Origin of the sequence: Vreelandella maris (assembly GCF_013371085.1) — a bacterium.
Classification (GTDB): Bacteria; Pseudomonadota; Gammaproteobacteria; order Pseudomonadales; family Halomonadaceae; genus Vreelandella; species Vreelandella maris.
Window position 1 is genome coordinate 24055 of the sequence record NZ_JABWCV010000021.1, and the last position, 20112, is coordinate 44166.

A 20112-nucleotide genomic window follows, 5' to 3' on the forward strand; every position below is an offset into this window, starting at 1 on the left:
TTGCCGGAAAATCAGAGGATTCGAAGTGTCTGGCGCTTATTCTATCCCCCTTGGCCGATAGCATCTATGCCAAGAGGCGGTTTATCCATTGAGCGCCCGGTAAATGCTCTCGGCTAGCGAGGCATTAATACCTGGAACGCGGGCGAGTTCATCGCGGCTAGCCTTTTGCACCCCCTGCAGGCCGCCAAAGAAGCGCAGCAGCTCACGCCTGCGCTTGGGGCCGATGCCAGGAATATCCTGAAGTGTCGAAGTACGTCTCGCTTTATCGCGCTGGGCGCGGTGGCCAGCAATGGCAAAACGGTGTGACTCATCGCGAATGTGTTGGATTAAATGCAGGGCCGGTGAGGCCGGATCCAAATCAAGCGGATTGTCCGCTGTTTCCAAAAATAGGCTTTCAAGCCCCGCTTTACGCGTGGTGCCTTTGGCGACGCCCAAGAGAATGATATTGGTGATCTCAAGCGTTTTAAACACCTCGCGTGCCATGTTGAGCTGTCCTTTGCCACCGTCAACGATCAATATGTCGGGGGCTACCGCTTCCCCACTTTTCACCCGTTTAAGGCGCCGTGTGAGCGCTTGTTGCATGGCGGCGTAGTCATCACCTGCGGCCACCCCTTCAATGCGGAAATGGCGGTAGTCGCTTTTACGTGGGCCTTGATGATCAAACACCACGCAAGAAGCAACCGTCGCTTCGCCATGGCTGTGACTAATATCAAAGCACTCCAGGCGTTGAGGCGTTTCTTCCAAGCCGAGTGCTTTTTGTAGCGCGGTAAAGCGCTGAGTAAGTTGCGTTTGATTGGCAAGCTGCGATGCCAATTGCTGCTCCGCGTTAGTAATCGCAAGCTGTTGCCACTGGGCACGGTGGCCGCGTACCTGGCTGGTGACGCGGATGCGTTTACCCGCCTGCTGCGTCAACGCTTCGGCAATCAGCTCACTATCGTCGAGTGGGTGGCTGGTAATGACTTCGCTAGGAACGTTATGCGGTTGGCCAAAATAATATTGGCTAACCACTTCAGTGAGCAGTGTCTCTAGCGGGAGATCGAGGTCGTTTTTTGGCGTGTGATGGCGTGCCCCCAGCAGGCGTCCGTCGCGAACGCTGAGAACAGAAACGCCTAGCGCGCCGGGTCGCTGTGCCAAGGCAAAAATATCTGCATCACCACCGCCTGTATCGACAAACTGACGCTGCTGAAGCTGTCGCAGCTGCTGAACTTGATCGCGTAGGCGAGCAGCTTCCTCAAAGTTCAGCGCTTGGCTGGCCGCTTCCATTGCCTCCATCAATTCTTGGGTGACATTTTCGCTTTTGCCTTCCAGGCACATCACCGCATGTTCAACGTCGCGCTGGTAATCCTCGGCGGAAATATAGTCGACGCAAGGAGCACTACAGCGCTGAATTTGATACTGCAAGCAGGGGCGCGAACGGTGCGCGAACACACTGTCTTCGCAGTTCCGAATATGAAATATTTTTTGCATCAGCGCTAGGCTTTCCCGTACCGCACCACTGCTGGGGTAAGGGCCTAAATAGCGACCGTCATCGCTACGTTGACGAGCGCGTTTATACTCAAGTGCCGGGTAAGGGTGGCGGTCGGTGACAAAGACAAAGGGGTAGGACTTATCATCGCGCAACAAAATGTTGTAGGGCGGACGCAGCTGCTTGATCAGCGTCTGTTCGAGCAGCAGGGCTTCAGTTTCAGTGCGCGTCACGGTGACCTGGACGTCGGCGATGCGTCCGACCATGGCCTGGGTTTTAGTATTCAGCTGGCCACGAAAATAGCTGGCAAGGCGCGCTTTTAAGCGTTTTGCTTTGCCTACATAGAGCGTGTTGCTTTGTTCATCAAGCATGCGATAAACACCAGGAGAGGTACTTACCGAGCTTAGAAACTGTTTTGCATCAAAGGTCATATCAGCGTGTCGGTACCCGATAACAGCAGGGGAAATTGAGTTATATCTGGGCGGCGTCAAACCCCTCGACTAACCCGTGGCGGAGCGCTAGATGAGTGAGCTCAACGTCAGTAGCAATCTGTAGTTTATCAAACAGTCGATAGCGATAGGTATTTACTGTTTTAGGGCTTAAGTGCAGGCGATCTGAGATGTCTTGCACGCGTTGGCAGTTAACAATCATCAGGGCAATCTGTAGCTCACGGTGGGAGAGGTGGCTAAACGGATTATCCTCATTAGTAAAGTGTGAAAGGGCTAAGCGTTGCGCAATTTCCTGACTGACATAGCGCCGACCATGAAATACTTGGCGTATGGCGTCGGTCATCTCTATTGCGTCTGCACCTTTGCTTAAAAATCCTGAGGCACCAGCTTCCAACATGCGACGCAGTACGCTGTCTTCCATGTGCGCGGTCAGGATCAATACTTTGACGTCCTCCATTGTGCGGTGAATGCGGCGCGTGGCTTCCAGCCCGCCGATGCCCGGCATGCGGATATCCATTAGCACGATGTCGGGCTTCAAATGGCGACACTGTGTCACTGCATTTTCACCGTCGTCGACCTCGCCCACAATTTTAATGTCACACTCTTCGTTTAGCAGGTGCGCAATACTGGTTCTTACTAAATGATGATCATCGGCGATAAGTACACTGATCAATGGATACGCTCCTGCATGGAAACATCATGGGCTCAGGCGTTGGCCTTGTACGCTACTTTATATTGCTGACTACATATCTTGCTAACGACATATAGAGTGCCACAGCTGGCGACAAAGGAGAATTAGTCAACGCTGGTGGTTCAAAAACTTGACCGAGGTAAATGTTCATCGTAGTATCCGCCTCGCTGTCGAAAAGAGCAGCATGTGGGGCCTTAGCTCAGCTGGGAGAGCGCAACACTGGCAGTGTTGAGGTCAGCGGTTCGATCCCGCTAGGCTCCACCAAAATTAAATATAATCCTGATAATATTTATCAAGATTATAGAAAAAAGCCTCGTTGATTAAACGAGGCTTTTTTTTCGTCTCCAGTAAAGTTTACTCAGCAACCCTGCCCAGCAGTAAGAACTCGATCAGCGCTTTTTGTGCATGTAAGCGGTTACCGGCTTCCTGCCAAACAACGGCGCGGGGGTCATCAAGCAGCGTCTGGCTGATCTCTTCGCCGCGGTGTGCTGGCAGGCAGTGCAGGAATAGCACCTCTTGATTCGCCTGATCAAGCATCGCTTCGGTTACCTGGAAGCCAGCGAAATCCGCCTCACGTTTGGCCTGTTCTTCTTCCTGACCCATGGAGGCCCAGACATCGGTGGTGATCAGGTCGGCGTCTTTGACCGCTGCTTGCGGGTCATGCAGCAATGTTATCTGGTCACCAGCGGCCGCCATGATGTCGGCGCGTGGCTCGTAGCCTTTCGGGCAGCATATGCGCAAATGAAAACCGAACTGACGGGCCGCATTGATCCAGGAGTGGCACATGTTATTGCCATCACCAATCCATACTGCCGTGCGTCCCTTTACACTGCCGCGTAGCTCGGTCCAGGTCATTACGTCGGCTAGCAACTGGCAGGGGTGATAGTCATCACTCAGAGCGTTAATAACCGGCACGCTGCTGGCGCTGGCGTAGGCCTCCAGGCCTGCGTGGGAGAAGGTGCGGATCATTACCGCATCGACCATTTCCGACAGTACGCGAGCGGTATCTTCGATCGGCTCGCCGCGGCCTAGTTGGGTGTCGCGAGGGGAGAGAAATAGCGCGTGACCACCAAACTGTGCCATACCCGTTTCGAATGACACACGCGTACGTGTTGACGATTTTTCAAAGATCATCGCCAGGGTGCGGTTGGGTAAGGGTGTATAAACAGGGCCTTGGGCTTTAAGGTTGGTCTTGATGGTAATGGCGCGCTGGATCAAATAATCCAGCTCATCCGGGGTCAAATCCAACAGCGTTAGGAAATGGCGTGTCGCCATAAGGGCTTCTCTCCGCGCAAAAACACTATCCTAGCTATGCAGCAGGGGATGCGCAACGCGAATGGCATGCGTAGAATAGACCCACACGTTAAAGCCGAGCGCTCTACTCAGGTACTTTTTCTAGTGCTACGTTCAAATGCTAGATTTAAGTGCTACGTAGCTAAGCAACGGAGTAGTTAAGCATCGGTCATCAATAAGCGAGGAAATAGTATGAGCACTACCGCCGAAAACATTCAGCGTCAAATCAGCGAAAACCCGATCCTTATTTTCATGAAAGGGTCGCCACAGTTGCCACAGTGCGGGTTTTCCGCCCAGACCGTGCAAGCCTTGATGAGCTGCGGTGAGCGCTTTGCATTCGTTAATGTTCTGGATAACCCGGACATTCGCGCGGAACTGCCAAAGATTGCTAACTGGCCGACATTTCCTCAGTTATGGGTAGAAGGCGAGCTAGTCGGTGGCTGTGACATCGTGGTGGAAATGCATCAAAACGGTGAGCTGGAAAAACTGGTGAAAGCAGCTGCCGAGCGCGCTGGTGCTGCAGAGGGTGGTGACAACGCTTAAGTGTTGTTGAGCACTCCGCCCTAAGCGGTTGGCGGGCTATGGTGCAACCGCTAGAATGACACATTGTTATGCACCGTGGCACTTACCTTGCGCTGTCTTCAGCGCGAGGTAAGTTAGCCCGCTGAAGGAAGTACAGCTTCATGAGCTATCAGGTTCTGGCCCGCAAGTGGCGACCCCGCACATTCCACGAACTCGTTGGTCAGGCCCATGTTCAACGCGCCTTGGTAAATGCCCTTGATCAGGGACGTTTACATCATGCGTATCTTTTTACAGGTACCCGTGGGGTGGGTAAAACCACCTTGGCGCGCATACTCGCCAAATGTTTGAATTGCACGGCCAACGGGCGTGGTGATGAAGGCATTACCTCTACCCCCTGTGGGCAGTGCGATAGCTGCCAAGCCATTGATGAAGGACGCTTTGTTGATCTGATTGAGGTCGATGCAGCCTCTCGAACCAAGGTGGAAGATACCCGCGAGCTACTCGATAACGTTCAGTACGCGCCGACCCAAGGGCGCTACAAGGTGTACCTGATTGATGAGGTGCACATGCTCTCCACCAGCAGCTTTAATGCGCTGCTGAAAACGCTGGAAGAGCCGCCCCCTCACGTTAAATTCCTACTAGCGACCACCGATCCGCAAAAGTTGCCGCCGACGGTACTCTCGCGCTGCCTGCAATTTACCCTCAAACATATGCCGCCTGAGCGCGTAGTGGAGCACCTCACTTACGTACTAGGGGAAGAGGGCGTTGCATTTGATGAGAGCGCGTTGTGGCTGCTGGGTAAAGCGGCCGAAGGTTCAATGCGCGATGCCATGAGCCTGACCGACCAAGCCATCGCGTTTGGCCAGGGGGCGGTTCGCCATGCGGATGTGGCTGCCATGCTGGGCACCTTGGATCATCGTCATATTCTTGGGCTAGCAGAAGCCCTGGCCGATGTGGATGTGCAGCGCTTACTGGCCGAAGTGGCTGAGTTGGCAGAACAAGGCCCTGATTTTGCCGCGGTGCTGGATGAGCTTTCCAGCATTCTGCACCGCTTGGCGGTGGCGCAAATGGTGCCGGATGCGGTTGATAATAGTCACGGCGACCGCGATGTTATCCTACATCTAGCGAGCCGCTTTACCGCCGAGGACATTCAGCTCTATTACCAAATCGGTATTCAGGGCCGCGGGGATATGGTGCACGCACCGGATCTGCGCAGCGCCCTGGAGATGACGCTGCTGCGCATGCTGGCGTTTCGTCCTCAAGGCGTACCGAAACCGCCGCGTACACCGCTGCCCCTGTGTCGCGAGCCTACAGGTGAGGCAGCGTCAGAAACGAATGCTCACGTTCCCGCGCCGGCCACGGTTTCATCAGCGCCCACGCCAGAAACGAAAACAACGCCTGACATTCAGACCATTCCAGAAGAACAGCCCACGCCAGAAGCTCAGTCAGAACCCCAAGCCGAGCCCCAAGCCCTACCTGTCGCTGAAGAGGAGGCGCCGTTACAAGAGCCACCCCCTTGGGTTGTCGAGAATGAAACATCATCGTCAGAGGTTGGCGCGCCTGATCAAGGCCCAGAGCCTGCGGCTATGGTTGATCCAGCGCCTGTCGCGGAATCAACAACAGCGCCGGAACCGGTTTCGCCGCCAGTGCCAGAGTTGACAGCAGACCCTGCTCCTGCGCAGGAGGAACCTGCTTCGGTGGCCCCGGCTGGTATGCTGGACAACGCAAAATGGTTGCAATGTTTTGAGGCACTCGGGCTGGGCGGTTTGACGCGCAACCTGGCCGGCAACTGTCTGGTCGAAAGTGATGATGGCACGCTGTTGACCCTTCGCCTGGACCCTAGCCAGGAGGCCATGCAGGCGGAGGTGCACCAAACACGTATTGAGCGGGCGCTGAAAGAGCAGGGCATGCCGCGGCGAATAGCGTTTTACGTGGCTGAGTTGTCTAATAGCCTGGAAACACCTAGGCAGCGCGAAGAGCGTCTTAATCAAGAGCGTCATGCCCAGGCGGTTGATCTACTCAATCACGACCCCCATGTACAGAAATTACAGCAGGCGTTTGGGGCAAAGCTGATAGAATCCAGCGTTAAGCCAGCCGATGAAATGCGCTAAGCTGTCTCACCTATCATCGCAATATTGACCTATCTTTTAACCACGTTGGAGACTAGACCATGCTTAAAGGTGGAATGGGCAACTTGATGAAACAAGCCCAAGAGATGCAGGAAAAAATGCAGCAAGCCCAGGAAGAAGTCGCCAAAGCCGAAGTGCAGGGCGAGGCGGGAGCCGGTATGGTCAAGGTCACTATGAATGGTCGGCACGACGTGTCAAACGTGACCATTGACCCCAGTGTTATGGAAGAAGACAAAGAGCTTTTGGAAGATTTGTTAGCCGCGGCAGTCAACGATGCGGTGCGCAAATTGGAAGTTAGCTCTAAACAAAAAATGGAAGAAGCGACCGCTGGCTTGAACCTTCCGCCCGGCTTTAAGATGCCGTTCTAAGCAATGCGTTTTTCTCCTCTCGTTGAGCAGTTGATGGATGCTTTTCGCGTACTGCCAGGCGTTGGGCCTAAAACGGCCCAGCGCATGGCGATGCACCTGCTTGAGCGTGAACGCCCAGGGGGGCAGCGACTCGCTGCGGTTATTCAACAAGCCATTGAAGAAGTCGGCTATTGTCAACGTTGCCGCACGCTCACTGAAGCCGACATCTGCATGCTGTGCGAAAGCCTACGCCGCGATGATGCGTTGCTGTGTGTGGTGGAGTCACCTGCCGATCAATTAGCGATTGAAGAGGCCGGAGGCTTTAAAGGACGCTATTTTGTACTGCACGGTCACCTTTCGCCGTTAGATGGCATTGGCCCAGAATCGATTGGTTTGGATTTGTTAGAAGCACGTGTCGCAGAAGGGCTTGTCGAAGAAGTGGTGTTGGCGACGAACCCTACTATCGAGGGGGAGGCGACAGCTCACTATATTGCCTCACAGTTAGCAGAATATGGCGTCAAACTCTCGCGGCTTGCCTATGGCGTCCCGATGGGCGGTGAGCTGGAGTATGTTGATGGCGGCACCTTGAGTCGCGCGTTTAATGGTCGCCTGCCTTTTGCCAGCGAATAAGCCTATCTAAACGCAAGCGCTTCAGCGCTTGCGCCAACTTGGAAGAATGCTTTTGTCCTCTCTTACTCCCTCTTTTCAATGGCTTGATACTCCAGAGGCGCTTGATGCTGCGTGCGATCAAGTAGCCGATGCTTCTGTGATTGCTCTGGATACCGAGTTTTTCCGAGAGAATACGTTCTTTCCAGTGCCTGCATTGATTCAGTTCACCGCGGGTGAAGAGGCTTATCTGATTGATCCGGTGGCTGTCCCGTGTACTGATAAATTCCGTGCTCTACTGCAAAACAGGGCGATTAAGTTACTCCACTCCTGTAGCGAGGACCTGGAAGTTTTTCAGCACTGGGCAGGGGTGTTACCCGTACCTTTAATTGATACTCAGGTAGTACAAGGCTTTTTGGGTGAAAATCCAGGAATGGGGTATCAAAAACTGGTCGAATTTTGGGTCGGTGAAACGCTGCCTAAAGAGGAAACACGCTCAAACTGGCTAGTGCGTCCGCTGTCGCCTGCGCAGTGCCATTACGCCGCGCTGGACGTTATCTATTTATTAAAAGTCTGGACGCTACAGGCTGAAAAGCTTACTACGCTAGGCCGTCGCGAGTGGGTGGATGCTGAGTGCGCTAGCTTGATTGAGCAGGCCGGCCGTAGCGTTAATAACGATCAACAGTGGTATACCCGTCAACGCCAATTATGGCGCTTACTGCCCCGTCAAATGGAAGCGTATCGGCTGATGACCACATGGCGTGAAGGCGAAACACGTCGTCGCGATTTGCCGCGTAATTGGCTAATTAGCGATAAATTGCTGTTCGCCATCGCCGAAAAGATGCCCAGCAACCGCTTCGAGCTCGCTGAGGTGGAAGGCGTTAAGCCGGTGCTAATTAAAAAAGAGGGTGATGCTCTTTTGGCAATGGTGAAGCAGGCGCAGCATTGCGATGAAGCGTCACTGCCGACACGCTGGCCAGACCCGATGCATCCATCGTTCAAATCGCGCTTTAAGGCACTCAAAAAAGCGGTGACGGCTAAAGCCAACGACTTAGGTGTGGCACCGGAAATGCTGCTGCGCCGCCGTGATATTGAAACATTGGTGATGCAGGACTTGGCGGGCGAGCCTTGCACCTGGCCGAGCGGTTGGCGGGGAGAGTATTTGAATGCTGCGCTGGCCCAGGCCCTTGAGGAGCGACCATCATGAGCGACAAACTGATTTGCGAGGTGTTCAAAAGCTCGCGTAAAGATGAAATGTATTTGTACGTAGATAAACGTCAAGGATTGGCAAATATACCAGCGCCACTGCTGGAAACGTTTGGTAAGCCAGTGCCGGTTTTTACCATGCTGCTAACGGCTGATAAAAAGTTGTCACGTGTTAATGCGGCCGATGTGGTCGAAGGTATTAACGATAAAGGCTTTTATTTACAGATGCCGCCGCCTAAAGAGGCCTACTTGCTCGACATGCATCGCGCCCATGTAGCCTCGCATTCTAATATGCGTTCTCACGATGAGTAGCGTTAGCTTTACATGAATTTTCTTGCCCATGCTTGGCTCGTCAGGGCGGGTAGCGATGATTTTCTCTACGGCAATTTAATTGCCGATGGGGTTAAAGGGCGTGACTTAAGTGATTGGCCCGCGGCCACGGCGCTAGGCATTCGCCATCATCGCCGGGTGGATGCCTGGGTGGATAGTCATCCGAGCGTTGTGAATGCGCGGCGACGCGCCCCGCCTGCTCAGCGCCGCTATGCGGGCATTGCGCTCGACATGGTGTGGGACCATTTTCTAGCCCGTGATACGGCGGGGCAGGCTGACCAGGAAGTGATTGTAAAACGCTGCTATCGACTGCTCTTAGCACGCTCTGCGCCGAACCGGCTGGCGGGCATGGTGCCATCACTTGTCGAGCACGATTGGTTAAGAGGCTACGCTGATTTTGCGTTTACCTGCCGCGCTGTTGCGGGAATCGGCCAGCGATTGTCTGGCCCGAATCAGCTTGCCGCTCTGGTGCCCTGGCTGCACGACGATTACCAAGCGCTAGAGGACGATTTTCAGGCTTTATGGCCGGCGCTGTTGGCAGAATTAAGCCACAGTGATACACCACCATAGGACGTGTTTCTGTGTGGTAGTGAAGGAGAAAACGATGGAAACCGCGATGCGCGAGCGTTTTTGGGAGCGCTATACCCTAGAAGAGTTGACGCCCCAGGAGTGGGAAGCGCTATGCGACGGCTGTGGGCAGTGCTGCCTGTTAAAGTTGCACGACGAAGATACCCAGGAACTGGCAGTGCTAAACGTGGCTTGCCGCCTGCTGGATATACATAGCTGCCAGTGCAGCGATTATGAGAACCGTTTTAAAACGGTGCCGGACTGCACCCAGCTTACCCCCGCCTTGGTAAAAGAGTTCACCTGGTTACCACAAAGCTGTGGCTACCGTCGGGTGGCAGAAGGGCGCAAGCTGGCAGGCTGGCATCCGCTGTTAAGCAATGACGCCGAACGGGTTCACCGTAAAGGGATCAGTGTGCGTAGTTTTGCCGTTTCTCAAGATGAAGTCCCTGAGCAGCAGTTGGAGTCACACATCATTGCCGTGCTGCCGATGTAATTCCTGACGCTTTATGCGCTGGGCTGGCGCTTTGGGATATCCCAAATAGATAAAAACGCTTCTTTAACCGGTGAAAGTACTTTTTTAGCTGGCGCCTGGTTAGCGGGTTTGGCGCTAGTCTTACGAGGAGCGTCCCAAATTGTCGGGAAGTGATCTTGGTATTTCATAACTTTTATTGACTCCTAAAGAGCTATCATAAGCATTGGGCTTATAAAATGAGCTTATAAACCGCGGGCTTATAGATTGAGATTAGACGTTAGTGTATGCGACTAAGGTGTAGTATGAGGCAGAAGTGTGGGCGAGTGAATAGCTTGTGGAAAATATTTTCATAAAATTTTTCATAAAATTAAGTCTGGCTATTAAAAAGCAGCGCCGTAGCACTGCCAAGAAGTAGATATAAGTTATAATTAATAATTTGCGTCAGCTAGTTTGAGAGTGCTTTGCCAATCCCAGCGCCCAAAGAATAAAAGCATCTTGCCGCGCCGTATCGCGCCAGGCTTTGAAACGCCCGGATGCGCCACCGTGTCCGCTGCTCATATCCGTACGCATTAGCACCGGCGCTGAACCCTGTTGCTGTAGTGAGACCTGGGCATAAAATTTGGCTGGCTCCCAGTAGCTGACTCGGGTATCAAACCAACTGCCTTCAATCCATAACGCTGGGTAAGCCTGCGCTTTGATATTGTCGATGGGGGAGTACGCGGCTATTCGTTCGGCCACTTCTGGGTCTTCGGGGTTCCCCCACTCGCTGTACTCTGCGGTCGTCAGTGGAAGTTCCGGGTTTTGCATCGTACGTAGTACGTCCAAGAAGGGCACATCAAGCAAGGCAGCGCAGAAAGCGTCAGGCGCACGGTTTATACAGGTGCCAACCAGTAGCCCGCCGGCGCTAGCGCCGTAGGCTACTACATGCTGCGGATCACTAACGCCTTGCTCAACCAGTGCCTCGCGCGCCGCCAGGAAATCATGAAAGCTGTTTTCCTTATGGGCCATCTTGCCGTTTAAATACCAGGGTTCACCGCGCTCACCGCCACCTCGAACGTGAGCAACAGCAAAAGCTGCGCCGCGCTCTAGTAGCTCTAACCGGGCGATAGAGAACCAAGGATCTAACGCCTCTCCATAAGCACCGTAGCCATACAGCAGCGTGGGTAAAGGCTGATCCGCTAGGTCGGCGCGCATGACCACCGATACCGGCACCTGCTCGCCGTCATGGCTGGTGGCCCATAGGCGCTTACTGATTAATTGTTCGGGCTGAAGATTGCCGTATACGGGTGCACGTTTGAGTAGCGTTCGTTCGCCGCTGGTGAGATCAAGCGCGAACCAGCTGGGTGGCTGGGTAAACGACTCTTCGCGTAAGCGCAGTACTTGGCTATCAAAATGCGGTGCATCTTCCAGCAGTTGCGAACATGGCTGTTCGGGCAGAGCCAGGTACTCATCCAACGTGCAGGCATGCTGCGCGTCAAACACTAATCGCCTTAAACGCACCTGCGCTTGGTCATGATCGCGCTCACCCAGCATGAGTCCCCAGGAGAACGCATCGACGCCTTCAAGCGTGGCCTCTTCACGGTGACCGATTAAGGTTAGCCAACCTAGTTGGCGCTGGCCAAGCTGGCTTTCCTGCAGATAATCAAGCTGGAAGTGAGCGCCTGCTTGATTATGCAGTCGATAAAAGCTGCCTGGGCGGTGATCAATGCTGTACTCCACCCCCGCTTGGCGCTGCTGAATGCACCGGGGCGTCTCGGCAGGGGAGTGCGCTGGCAGCAGATGAATTTCACTGGTGTCCTTTGAGCCGCTTTCGAGCAACAGCCATGACCGTGAACGTGTTTTGCCGATGCCAATCCAGAACTCCGGGTCGTCCTCACGCAGCACCAGCTCAGGCGCTAGTGAGGCGCTGGGGTTAGCCAGGCTTAGTAGGATGCGCCATACGCTATCGGGGCGCTGAGTGTCATCAAAGCGGGTAAATAGTAGGGTGGCGGTGGTGGCCGTTTGATCTTCTGCCCAGCATAGGCCAGCGCCAATATCGCTAAGCAGTTGCACGGGTGATCCGTTAGGCAAGGCTTTCAACCAGAGCGTATAACGTTCATCGCCTTGGGTATCTTCTGTCCACGCTAGCCACTGCTCGTCGGGTGAAAGCGCCATGTCGCCCATGTCGTAAAAGTCATACTCGGCGGCGCGGGCGCTAACGTCGAAGAAGCACTCATATTGTTCAGGTTGGTTATTGGGATGACGCCACCAGCTTGGGTAGTCGTCTTTGGCGCCGGTCTTGCTCCAGAACGTAAAGTGATCAAGCGGTGTCTTAAGGCTGGTGACGGCTAGTTCACGGCGAGCCAAGTGGCTCTGGTATAACGCTTCTTCCAGCGGAGTTAGCGGGGTAAACCAATCGGCTTGTTGCTGGTTGGCGGCTTCTAAAAAGTCACTAACGTCAGCGTTATCACGCTCTTCTAACCAGTACCATTGCGGGTCATTAGCGCGATAATAGCGCGCAGCGGGTAAGTCTGAGTGTATGCCGAGCTGTGCTTTCATAAATTGATAGGTACCATAACGGGAAATCAACGTCGGGTGAGTTCACCCACATGAGGGGTATTATGCTGTTTGCAAATTCAACGTCACTGCTGTGGTTGAGTTATTACGGTCTGTCGCTGTTAGTGATTGTCGCGGTCTACTTTGCGTTTGTTTTTCTGCCTCGCTTGCCGCGTCTAGTGCTGACTTGGTCAGTCGCTGGTGCAATATGGGCGCCTGCTGGTTTCCGGTTGCCGCTGATTGAAGAGGGTGAATTCTATACCGGTTGGGCACCTTCGGCGATGGTGGCAGCGGTTGGCTTTTTAGAAAATAACGGTTCAGCGCTTCGTGGCGGGCTGATGTGGCTGGTGTTGGGTATGGCGCTAGGCGCGCTTATTGGTGTCGCCCTGTGGTGGTGGCGTCGTTCTAGCAATGCTGAGTATGTGACACAAGAAGAGGAACCTAATGATGACCAGCCGCCTTCTCGTCGTCGTGAACCGGTGATTGGTTAATGAGCCCCTTAACCAACCCTTCGGTGTTTAAGCATGTGTGAAGCGTATGTGTGAATTGCTTGGCATGAGCGCCAATGTGCCTACCGATATCTGCTTTAGCTTTTCGGGCTTTTTGCATCGCGGTGGAGGCACCGGCCCCCACCGCGATGGATGGGGTATCGCCTTTTATGAAGAGGGCGGTTACCGCGATTTTCGTGACCCCCACCCCTCTGTCAATTCGCCCATTGCGCGGCTAATTTGCGACTATCCCATTAAATCTAATGTGGTGATCAGCCATATTCGTCAAGCGAATGTGGGCGGCGTAAAGCTTGCCAATACCCATCCTTTCACCCGTGAAATGTGGGGGCGTCCCTGGTGCTATGCGCATAATGGCCAATTAAGTGGCTGGGAGAGTCTAGCGTTAGGAAACTACATCCCGGTTGGTAGCACCGACAGTGAGTACGCCTACTGCTGGTTAATGGGAGAGCTTCGCCGTGAGTTTCCTACCCCACCTGCGGAACCCGAAGTGCTTTGGGAGCGTTTGCACCAGTTATGTGAGCAACTCAGAGCATTGGGCGTTTTCAATATGCTGCTCTCTGATGGATGCTATTTATATACGTTTTGCGCCACCAAACTAGCCCACATTACTCGCTGCGCGCCTTTTGGTGATGCGGAACTTTCTGACGCTGAAATGACGGTGAATTTTGCCGAACATACCACGCCTGACGACATCGTTTCAGTGATTGCCACTGAACCTCTCACCCACAACGAAGCCTGGCAGCGCATGGTGCCGGGTGAGCTATTGGTATGGCGCGATGGAGAAATCCAGGCGCGTTACTGTCCATAAACGAACGAACTACTAAATTGTAATGAGAGAAGCAGCCAATAAAGCGAACCCGACCATGGGCTAAAGTTGAAACGTAAGTTTCAATCGATCGTTTTACAGCCTGTTGTAGGTCGTATATCGTTGGGCTTCTTAACTTATTTTTCAGACAGAGCTTAGCGACAACAACAAGGTCGGTGACTTACGCCGACACCAATAGCGGAGATTGCCCATGAGCGAACACGCCAACGCCGCCGTTTTACGTGGCCCAGCGCTTGAAGGGTTGGATCAATACGATTCAGTCACGGATGTTTTTCATACCGCAGTAGAACGTTTTAAGGACAAGCCTGCATTTTCCTGTATGGGGAAAACGTTAACCTTCGCCGACCTTGACCGCCTGTCAGCAGACTTTGCCGCTTGGCTGCAGCACGAAACCGACCTCGTCCCCGGCGATCGGATCGCTATCCAGCTACCTAACGTACTGCAGTTTCCGGTGGCGGTATTTGGCGCACTTCGGGCAGGGCTGGTGGTGGTGAATACCAACCCGCTATATACCGAGCGGGAAATGGCTAACCAGTTCAAAGACTCCAATGCTAAAGCCATTTTAATCTTGGCCAACATGGCGGATAAGCTGGAGAAAGTACTCGATAAAACAGACATCAAGCACGTGCTAGTCACTCAATTAGCTGACTTGCACGATGTGCCCAAGCGCTGGCTAATCAATGCTGTGGTAAAGCACGTTAAAAAAATGGTGCCGGTCTATTCGCTACCCAGTGCAATTGGCTTTCGCGATGCGCTGAAAAAAGGTGCCTCGTTAAGCCATACTGAGGTCAAGAGAACTCACGATGATTTAGCCGCGCTTCAATACACCGGTGGTACGACGGGAATGCCGAAAGGGGCGATGCTGACTCATCGTAATCTGATCGCCAACATGCTGCAGGCCCGCGAAGCCATTGGCGCTCACTTAACCGATGGCGAAGAGCTAGTCATTGCTCCGCTACCGGTCTATCACATCTACACATTTACCGTTAACTGCTTATTTTTGATGGAAACGGGCAACCACTCTTTGTTGATCACCAATCCTCGCGATTTGGATAGTTTTGTCAAAGAGCTCAAAGGGTTGCCGTTCACCGCTTTCATCGGCCTCAATACGCTGTTTAATGCGCTGTGTAACCGGGACGATTTCAAGCAGCTGGATTTCTCCAAGCTGAAACTGACAATCTCCGGTGGTATGGCGCTGACCAAAGCCGCGGCGCAGCGCTGGGAACAAACCACCGGTTGCCCGATTGCCGAAGGTTATGGCCTGACGGAAACATCGCCTATCGTGAGCTTTAACCCCACCGATGCGATTCAACTGGGCACCATTGGCAGGCCGGTAGCAGGCACCGCAGTAAAAGTTGTCGACGCGGATGGCAATGACGTGGCGATGGGCGAGCCTGGGGAGCTGTGCGTGCAAGGGCCGCAGGTGATGAAAGGCTACTGGCAGCGTGAAGACGAAACCCAGATTTCTATTGATGAGAATGGCTGGTTCCACACCGGTGATATCGCCGTGCTACAGGATGATGGCTATATTCGCATCGTGGATCGTAAAAAAGACATGATTCTGGTCTCCGGCTTCAATGTTTATCCCAACGAAGTCGAGGATGTGGTAGCCGCCCACCCAGACGTCCTTGAATCGGCAGCGGTAGGTGTGCCGGACGAAAATGCTGGCGAAGCGATTAAGCTGTTTGTGGTGAGTAAAAATAGCCAGCTTGATGAGAAAACGCTACGTGACTGGTGCAAAAAAGAATTAACCGGCTATAAAGTGCCTAAGATTATCGAGTTCCGTGATGAGTTACCTAAAACGAATGTGGGCAAAGTGCTCCGCCGCCAACTGCGTGATGAGGAACCCTCAACAACCTGACCGTTAAATGTCGACTTAGCGCTGTGGTTAGGTGTCTAGCTGCTGAAAGCGTTACACTACGAAACTGTGCTAAGGAACTTTGCTAAAGAACTTTGTATAAGACCCGCTCAATTGAGCGGGTTGATTTTTTGGTATCTCTTTTTTAAATGCCCAAGTTTTACATGCCTAAGCGAATGGAAGCCGACTCAACCGTGACCACCGACACATCCCCAGCCCCCACCGATAGCCAACGCCTTGCTGCGCTGAAACAAGCAGTGGGCGATGTGATGCTGCGTGATGCAGAGCGTTTAGAGCGACGCTTGGCCGGTTTGAGCCGACGCTTGCGTGATAACAAGCCGATCAGCCGCGGGCTACAAGAAGCGCAGCGCGAGGTTAGTCGCGCTCAGCAACAACTTAGCCTGCGTGAAGCCCAGCAAGTCGCGCTTAATTATCCACCTGAGCTACCGGTAGTCGAGCGCAAAGAAGACATCGTTAACGCGATACGCAATCATCAAGTGGTGGTGGTGGCAGGGGAAACCGGCTCAGGCAAAACCACCCAGCTGCCAAAAATGTGTCTGGAGCTCGGGCGTGGTCGCCGTGGGTTGATTGGTCACACCCAGCCGCGTCGCCTGGCTGCTCGCAGCGTTGCAGGACGTTTGGCCGAAGAGCTGCAAGTCTCTCTCGGCGACCAAGTAGGCTATCAGGTGCGCTTTACCGACCAGAGTAGCCCGAGTACGTTGGTTAAATTGATGACCGACGGGATCTTGTTGGCCGAGACCCAGCACGATCCGCTGCTACTGCGCTACGACACCATCATTATCGATGAAGCCCACGAACGTAGCCTCAATATCGATTTTCTGCTCGGCTATTTAAAGCGTTTGTTACCTAAGCGCCCTGACCTGAAGATCATCATTACCTCAGCAACAATCGACGTCGATCGCTTTGCTAAACATTTTGGCACTGCGACAACGCCCGCCCCGGTCGTGGAAGTCACCGGCCGCACTTATCCTGTTGAAGTGCACTATCGGCCGCTAATACGTGACGACGAGGATGAGGAAGACCGCACGCTACAAGAGGGGATCCTGCATGCGGTGGGTGAGATCGAAGCTATTGAACGTGAGAAAGGCTGGCTGCATGGCCCACGGGATGTGCTGGTGTTCTTACCCGGCGAGCGTGAAATTCGTGAAACAGCCGATATTTTGCGCCGTGCCGATTTAAAGGGTACCGAGATTCTGCCGCTTTACGCCCGACTCTCCAATGAAGAGCAGAATCGCGTGTTTGCGCCTCACCGAGGTCGGCGTATCGTGCTGGCCACCAACGTCGCGGAAACCTCGCTAACGGTGCCGGGCATTCGTTATGTGATCGACCCAGGGCTGGTGCGTATCAGTCGCTATAGTTACCGTTCCAAGATCCAGCGGCTGCCGGTGGAAGCGGTCAGCCAAGCCAGCGCCAATCAGCGCAAGGGGCGCTGCGGCCGGATCGCCGAAGGTGTGTGTATTCGCCTCTACAGTGAAGAGGATTTTCTATCCCGGCCTGGTTTTACCGACCCCGAAATTCAGCGCACCAACTTAGCGTCGGTGATTCTCTCAATGCTGGGCCTCAAGCTTGGCGATATTGAGGCGTTTCCGTTTGTTGATCCTCCCGATAGCCGCTTTGTTAAAGATGGCTTTCGGCTGCTGTTCGAGCTGGGTGCTGTCGATGAACGACAGCATCTCTCGCCGCTTGGCCGTAAGCTGGCGCGGCTGCCGATTGACCCGCGCCTAGCGCGGATGGTATTGGCGGGCGCCGAATTCGGCAGCCTGCGCGACGTACTGATCGTGGTCTCTGCGCTGGCCATTCAAGACCCGCGTGACCGGCCTGCGGACAAACGACAAGCCGCCGATCAAGCCCACCAGCGCTGGCATGATCCTGAATCAGATTTTGTCGCCTTGCTGAACCTCTGGCACGGCATTGAGAACGCCCGTGAGGCCCTGTCGGGCAATCAACTGCGCCGCTGGTGCCGCGATCACTACATCAACTACCTGCGCATGCGCGAATGGCACGATACTTTCCGCCAGCTGCGCCAATTGTTGCGAGATATGGATATCGACGTGCCCGCGCCACCTGCACGTTATGAAGAAGAGAGCGAAGAGCAGGCTAAGCAAGCACGACGTAAAACCTCCGGTAAAGTTCACCAGGCGCTGCTTTCAGGGCTACTCTCCAATTTGGGTACGCTGGTGGAGAACCGCGAGTATCTCGGCGCTCGCAATCGTAAATTTATGATCCACCCCGGCTCTGGGTTGGCTAAGAAGTCGCCCAAATGGATCATGGCATTTGAAATGGTGGAGACCTCCAAGCTGTTTGCCCGTACCGTGGCCAAAATTGAACCGCAGTGGATTGAGCCCCAGGCGCAGCACTTGGTTAAACGCAGCTACAGCGAACCGCATTGGGAGATGAAACGCGCCCAGGTGGTGGCCTTTGAGCAGGTCACATTGTTTGGACTGCCGATTGTGGCGCGGCGCCGGGTGCACTACGGGCCAATCGCGCCCCAGGAGTCCCGAGAGCTGTTTATACGCCGGGCGCTGGTGGAAGGGGAGTTTCACACCAAAGGGGCCTTCTTTGCCCATAACCGCGCGCTGGTTGATGAAGTCGAAGCTCTGGAAGACCGTGCTCGGCGGCGGGATATTCTGGTCGATGAAGACACGCTCTATGACTTTTACGACCGACGGATCCCGGCAGACATTGTCAACGGCAAGGGCTTTGAGCACTGGCGCAAGCAGGCCGAGCAGCAAGACCCGCAATTACTGCATTTTGATATCGATTCGCTTAAAGCACGCGATGCGGGCGACGTTACCCAGGCGCAGTACCCTGATCATTTAACCCTTGCTGGCGTCGCCTATCCGGTGAGCTACCACTTTGACCCCGAAGCTGAAGATGACGGTGTCACCCTGACCGTTCCCGCCGCTATGCTGCCGCAAGTGCCGGTGCATGCGCTGGAGTGGCTGGTGCCGGGGCTGTTACGCGAAAAGTGTATTGCGCTGCTGAAGTCGCTGCCAAAAAGCATTCGCCGCCAGGTGGTGCCGATCCCAGATTGGGTGGATGCCGCGCTGGAAACCTTGGTGCCTGATCAACGCCCGTTAACCGAGGCGTTAGGTGAATTTATTCGCCGCCGGACATCAACGCGTGTGCATGCTGACGACTGGCGTTTGGATTTGCTCGAACCGCATTTGATCATGAATATTCGCGTGGTGGATCATGCGGGAGAAACCCTTGGCCAGGGGCGTGATCTACGAGCGCTGGAGCAGCGCTTTGAGGCAGCCGCCAGCGCTGGCGCCCAGGCGTTAGCCGAACAGGTGAGTTCTGAGCCTGCCGTTGCAGGGCTGCCCAAGGAGCCGCTGCCTGCTTCGCGTGTTACTACCCAGGCAGGCATTCGTGTTGAGGCGTATCCTGCGTTGGTCGCTGAAGCCAGCGAGTTCAAAGTCGCGCTGTTTGATCACCCTGCAAAAGCTGACGCCGCGCACCAAGAGGGCATCGCCCGACTGGCGATTGCCAAGCTGCCCGAGCAGGTTAAAGCGATTAAGCAACTGCCAGGTGTCGAGAAGTGCGCGCTGCTATTTGCCAAAGTGGGCAGCAAGCAAGCCCTGATTGAAGACCTGCTGCTAGCGGTGTTTACCCAGGTCGTCGCTCAGCACCCGCTGCCGCGCTCAGAAGGGGAGTTCAGTGAGCGAATGACCGCCACTCAGAGTCAGCTCGTTGAAGAAGCGAAAACACTACTGGTGAAGGTTGAAGCCGCACTGCAAGGGCACTTGGCAGTCAGTAAGGTGCTCAAAGGTAAGCTCAATTTTGCCTTGGCGCTGGTGTACAGCGATGTTAGTGCGCAAATGCAGCGTTTGGTTTATCCAGGGTTTATACGCGATGCCGGTGTGTGGCTGGATGAATATCCACGCTACACCGAGGCGGCGCTACTTCGGCTTGAAAAAGCCGCTCGTGAACGTGGCCGTGATCAAATGATGATGCAGGATGTTCAGGCATTAGAGGCCCGCTTTGATGCCCGTCGCGAAAGCGAGCGTCGCGGGCGGGTGGAAGACCCGGAGTTGGTCGCTTATGGCTGGTGGCTGCAAGAACTGAGGGTGTCACTATTTGCACAGCAATTAGGTACCCGTATGCCCGTATCGGTGAAACGCCTCGAAAAGCACTGGCAAGAGATTATCAGCGTTTAGCAAGTGGTTGAAAAAGGTGCTGGAAAAACCGCTATTTTACGCACACAGTAACGTTATGGGTTCGTCGCAGGTTATGCGCTAGCCATCACTGGCCAGCCACGTCGGCAAGCCGCTTAAAGGAGATTG

At 54.2% G+C, this 20112-nt stretch carries 17 protein-coding genes and 1 tRNA gene; 13 read left to right on the top strand and 5 right to left on the bottom strand.

Translation table 11 applies throughout. The features are described 5' to 3' along the window. Positions 1 to 81 precede the first annotated feature (81 nt). A complete protein-coding gene (gene uvrC, locus HUO07_RS16095) occupies positions 82 to 1896 on the bottom strand; it encodes an excinuclease ABC subunit UvrC (RefSeq protein WP_176304403.1) in 1815 nt (604 codons plus the stop codon). 40 nt (positions 1897 to 1936) lie between these two features. Further along, positions 1937 to 2587 (bottom strand): UvrY/SirA/GacA family response regulator transcription factor, encoded by a 651-nt coding sequence (gene uvrY, locus HUO07_RS16100; RefSeq protein ID WP_008959534.1) that lies wholly within the window; start codon positions 2585 to 2587, stop codon positions 1937 to 1939. A gap of 206 nt (positions 2588 to 2793) precedes the next feature. On the opposite strand from uvrY, the gene HUO07_RS16105 reads away from it, so the two are divergent. Further along, positions 2794 to 2869 (top strand) — tRNA-Ala (locus HUO07_RS16105). A 90-nt stretch (positions 2870 to 2959) separates the two neighbouring features. On the opposite strand, the gene argF is transcribed toward HUO07_RS16105, so the two are convergent. Continuing rightward, positions 2960 to 3880, bottom strand: coding sequence for an ornithine carbamoyltransferase (argF, locus tag HUO07_RS16110; protein WP_008959533.1), 921 nt, complete (start codon positions 3878 to 3880; stop codon positions 2960 to 2962). Between the two features lie 210 nt (positions 3881 to 4090). Here argF and grxD point away from each other — a divergent pair, with 210 nt between their 5' ends. The 8 genes from grxD (at position 4091) to HUO07_RS16150 (ending at position 10098) form a co-directional block, all read left to right on the top strand. After that, positions 4091 to 4441 (top strand): Grx4 family monothiol glutaredoxin, encoded by a 351-nt coding sequence (gene grxD, locus HUO07_RS16115; protein WP_008959532.1) that lies wholly within the window; start codon positions 4091 to 4093, stop codon positions 4439 to 4441. A 140-nt stretch (positions 4442 to 4581) separates the two neighbouring features. Then, positions 4582 to 6531: a DNA polymerase III subunit gamma/tau gene (gene dnaX / locus HUO07_RS16120; protein ID WP_176304404.1), complete on the top strand. Its 1950-nt coding sequence runs from the start codon at positions 4582 to 4584 to the stop codon at positions 6529 to 6531. Between the two features lie 59 nt (positions 6532 to 6590). After that, on the top strand, positions 6591 to 6917 hold the full coding sequence (locus tag HUO07_RS16125) for a YbaB/EbfC family nucleoid-associated protein (RefSeq protein ID WP_022522912.1): 327 nt from the start codon (positions 6591 to 6593) through the stop codon (positions 6915 to 6917). Between the two features lie 3 nt (positions 6918 to 6920). After that, complete coding sequence (recR, locus tag HUO07_RS16130; RefSeq protein WP_008959529.1) at positions 6921 to 7526, top strand: recombination mediator RecR; 606 nt, start codon at positions 6921 to 6923, stop codon at positions 7524 to 7526. 46 nt (positions 7527 to 7572) lie between these two features. Beyond that, positions 7573 to 8709 carry a ribonuclease D gene (rnd, locus tag HUO07_RS16135; RefSeq protein WP_176304405.1) on the top strand — a complete coding sequence of 379 codons (1137 nt, stop codon included), beginning with the start codon at positions 7573 to 7575 and terminating at the stop codon, positions 8707 to 8709. Next, complete coding sequence (locus tag HUO07_RS16140) at positions 8706 to 9020, top strand: YcgL domain-containing protein (RefSeq protein WP_176304406.1); 315 nt, start codon at positions 8706 to 8708, stop codon at positions 9018 to 9020. The genes rnd and HUO07_RS16140 overlap by 4 nt, the downstream gene beginning before the upstream one ends. Positions 9021 to 9032: 12 nt before the next feature. Further along, positions 9033 to 9608, top strand: a complete 576-nt coding sequence (locus HUO07_RS16145; RefSeq protein WP_176304407.1) for an acyl carrier protein phosphodiesterase — start codon at positions 9033 to 9035, stop codon at positions 9606 to 9608. 34 nt (positions 9609 to 9642) lie between these two features. After that, positions 9643 to 10098 carry a YcgN family cysteine cluster protein gene (locus HUO07_RS16150; protein ID WP_101147892.1) on the top strand — a complete coding sequence of 152 codons (456 nt, stop codon included), beginning with the start codon at positions 9643 to 9645 and terminating at the stop codon, positions 10096 to 10098. A gap of 11 nt (positions 10099 to 10109) precedes the next feature. Here the strand turns inward: HUO07_RS16150 and HUO07_RS16155 are convergent, their stop codons facing one another. Next, positions 10110 to 10265, bottom strand: a complete 156-nt coding sequence (locus HUO07_RS16155; protein WP_176304408.1) for a hypothetical protein — start codon at positions 10263 to 10265, stop codon at positions 10110 to 10112. A gap of 253 nt (positions 10266 to 10518) precedes the next feature. Then, entirely contained in the window at positions 10519 to 12615 is a 2097-nt protein-coding gene (locus HUO07_RS16160) for a S9 family peptidase (RefSeq protein ID WP_176304409.1), read from the bottom strand. Positions 12616 to 12677: 62 nt separating this feature from the next. Between HUO07_RS16160 and HUO07_RS16165 the strand changes: the two genes are divergently transcribed. The 4 genes from HUO07_RS16165 to hrpA all read left to right on the top strand — a co-directional run bounded on the left by HUO07_RS16165 (position 12678) and on the right by hrpA (position 19986). Beyond that, a complete protein-coding gene (locus tag HUO07_RS16165; RefSeq protein ID WP_176304410.1) occupies positions 12678 to 13103 on the top strand; it encodes a hypothetical protein in 426 nt (141 codons plus the stop codon). A 46-nt stretch (positions 13104 to 13149) separates the two neighbouring features. Beyond that, positions 13150 to 13929 carry a class II glutamine amidotransferase gene (locus HUO07_RS16170; protein WP_101147895.1) on the top strand — a complete coding sequence of 260 codons (780 nt, stop codon included), beginning with the start codon at positions 13150 to 13152 and terminating at the stop codon, positions 13927 to 13929. A gap of 208 nt (positions 13930 to 14137) precedes the next feature. Further along, positions 14138 to 15808, top strand: a complete 1671-nt coding sequence (locus tag HUO07_RS16175; protein WP_176304411.1) for an AMP-binding protein — start codon at positions 14138 to 14140, stop codon at positions 15806 to 15808. 173 nt (positions 15809 to 15981) lie between these two features. Further along, positions 15982 to 19986, top strand: coding sequence for an ATP-dependent RNA helicase HrpA (gene hrpA / locus HUO07_RS16180; protein WP_176304433.1), 4005 nt, complete (start codon positions 15982 to 15984; stop codon positions 19984 to 19986). The last annotated feature ends 126 nt before the right edge of the window (positions 19987 to 20112 follow it).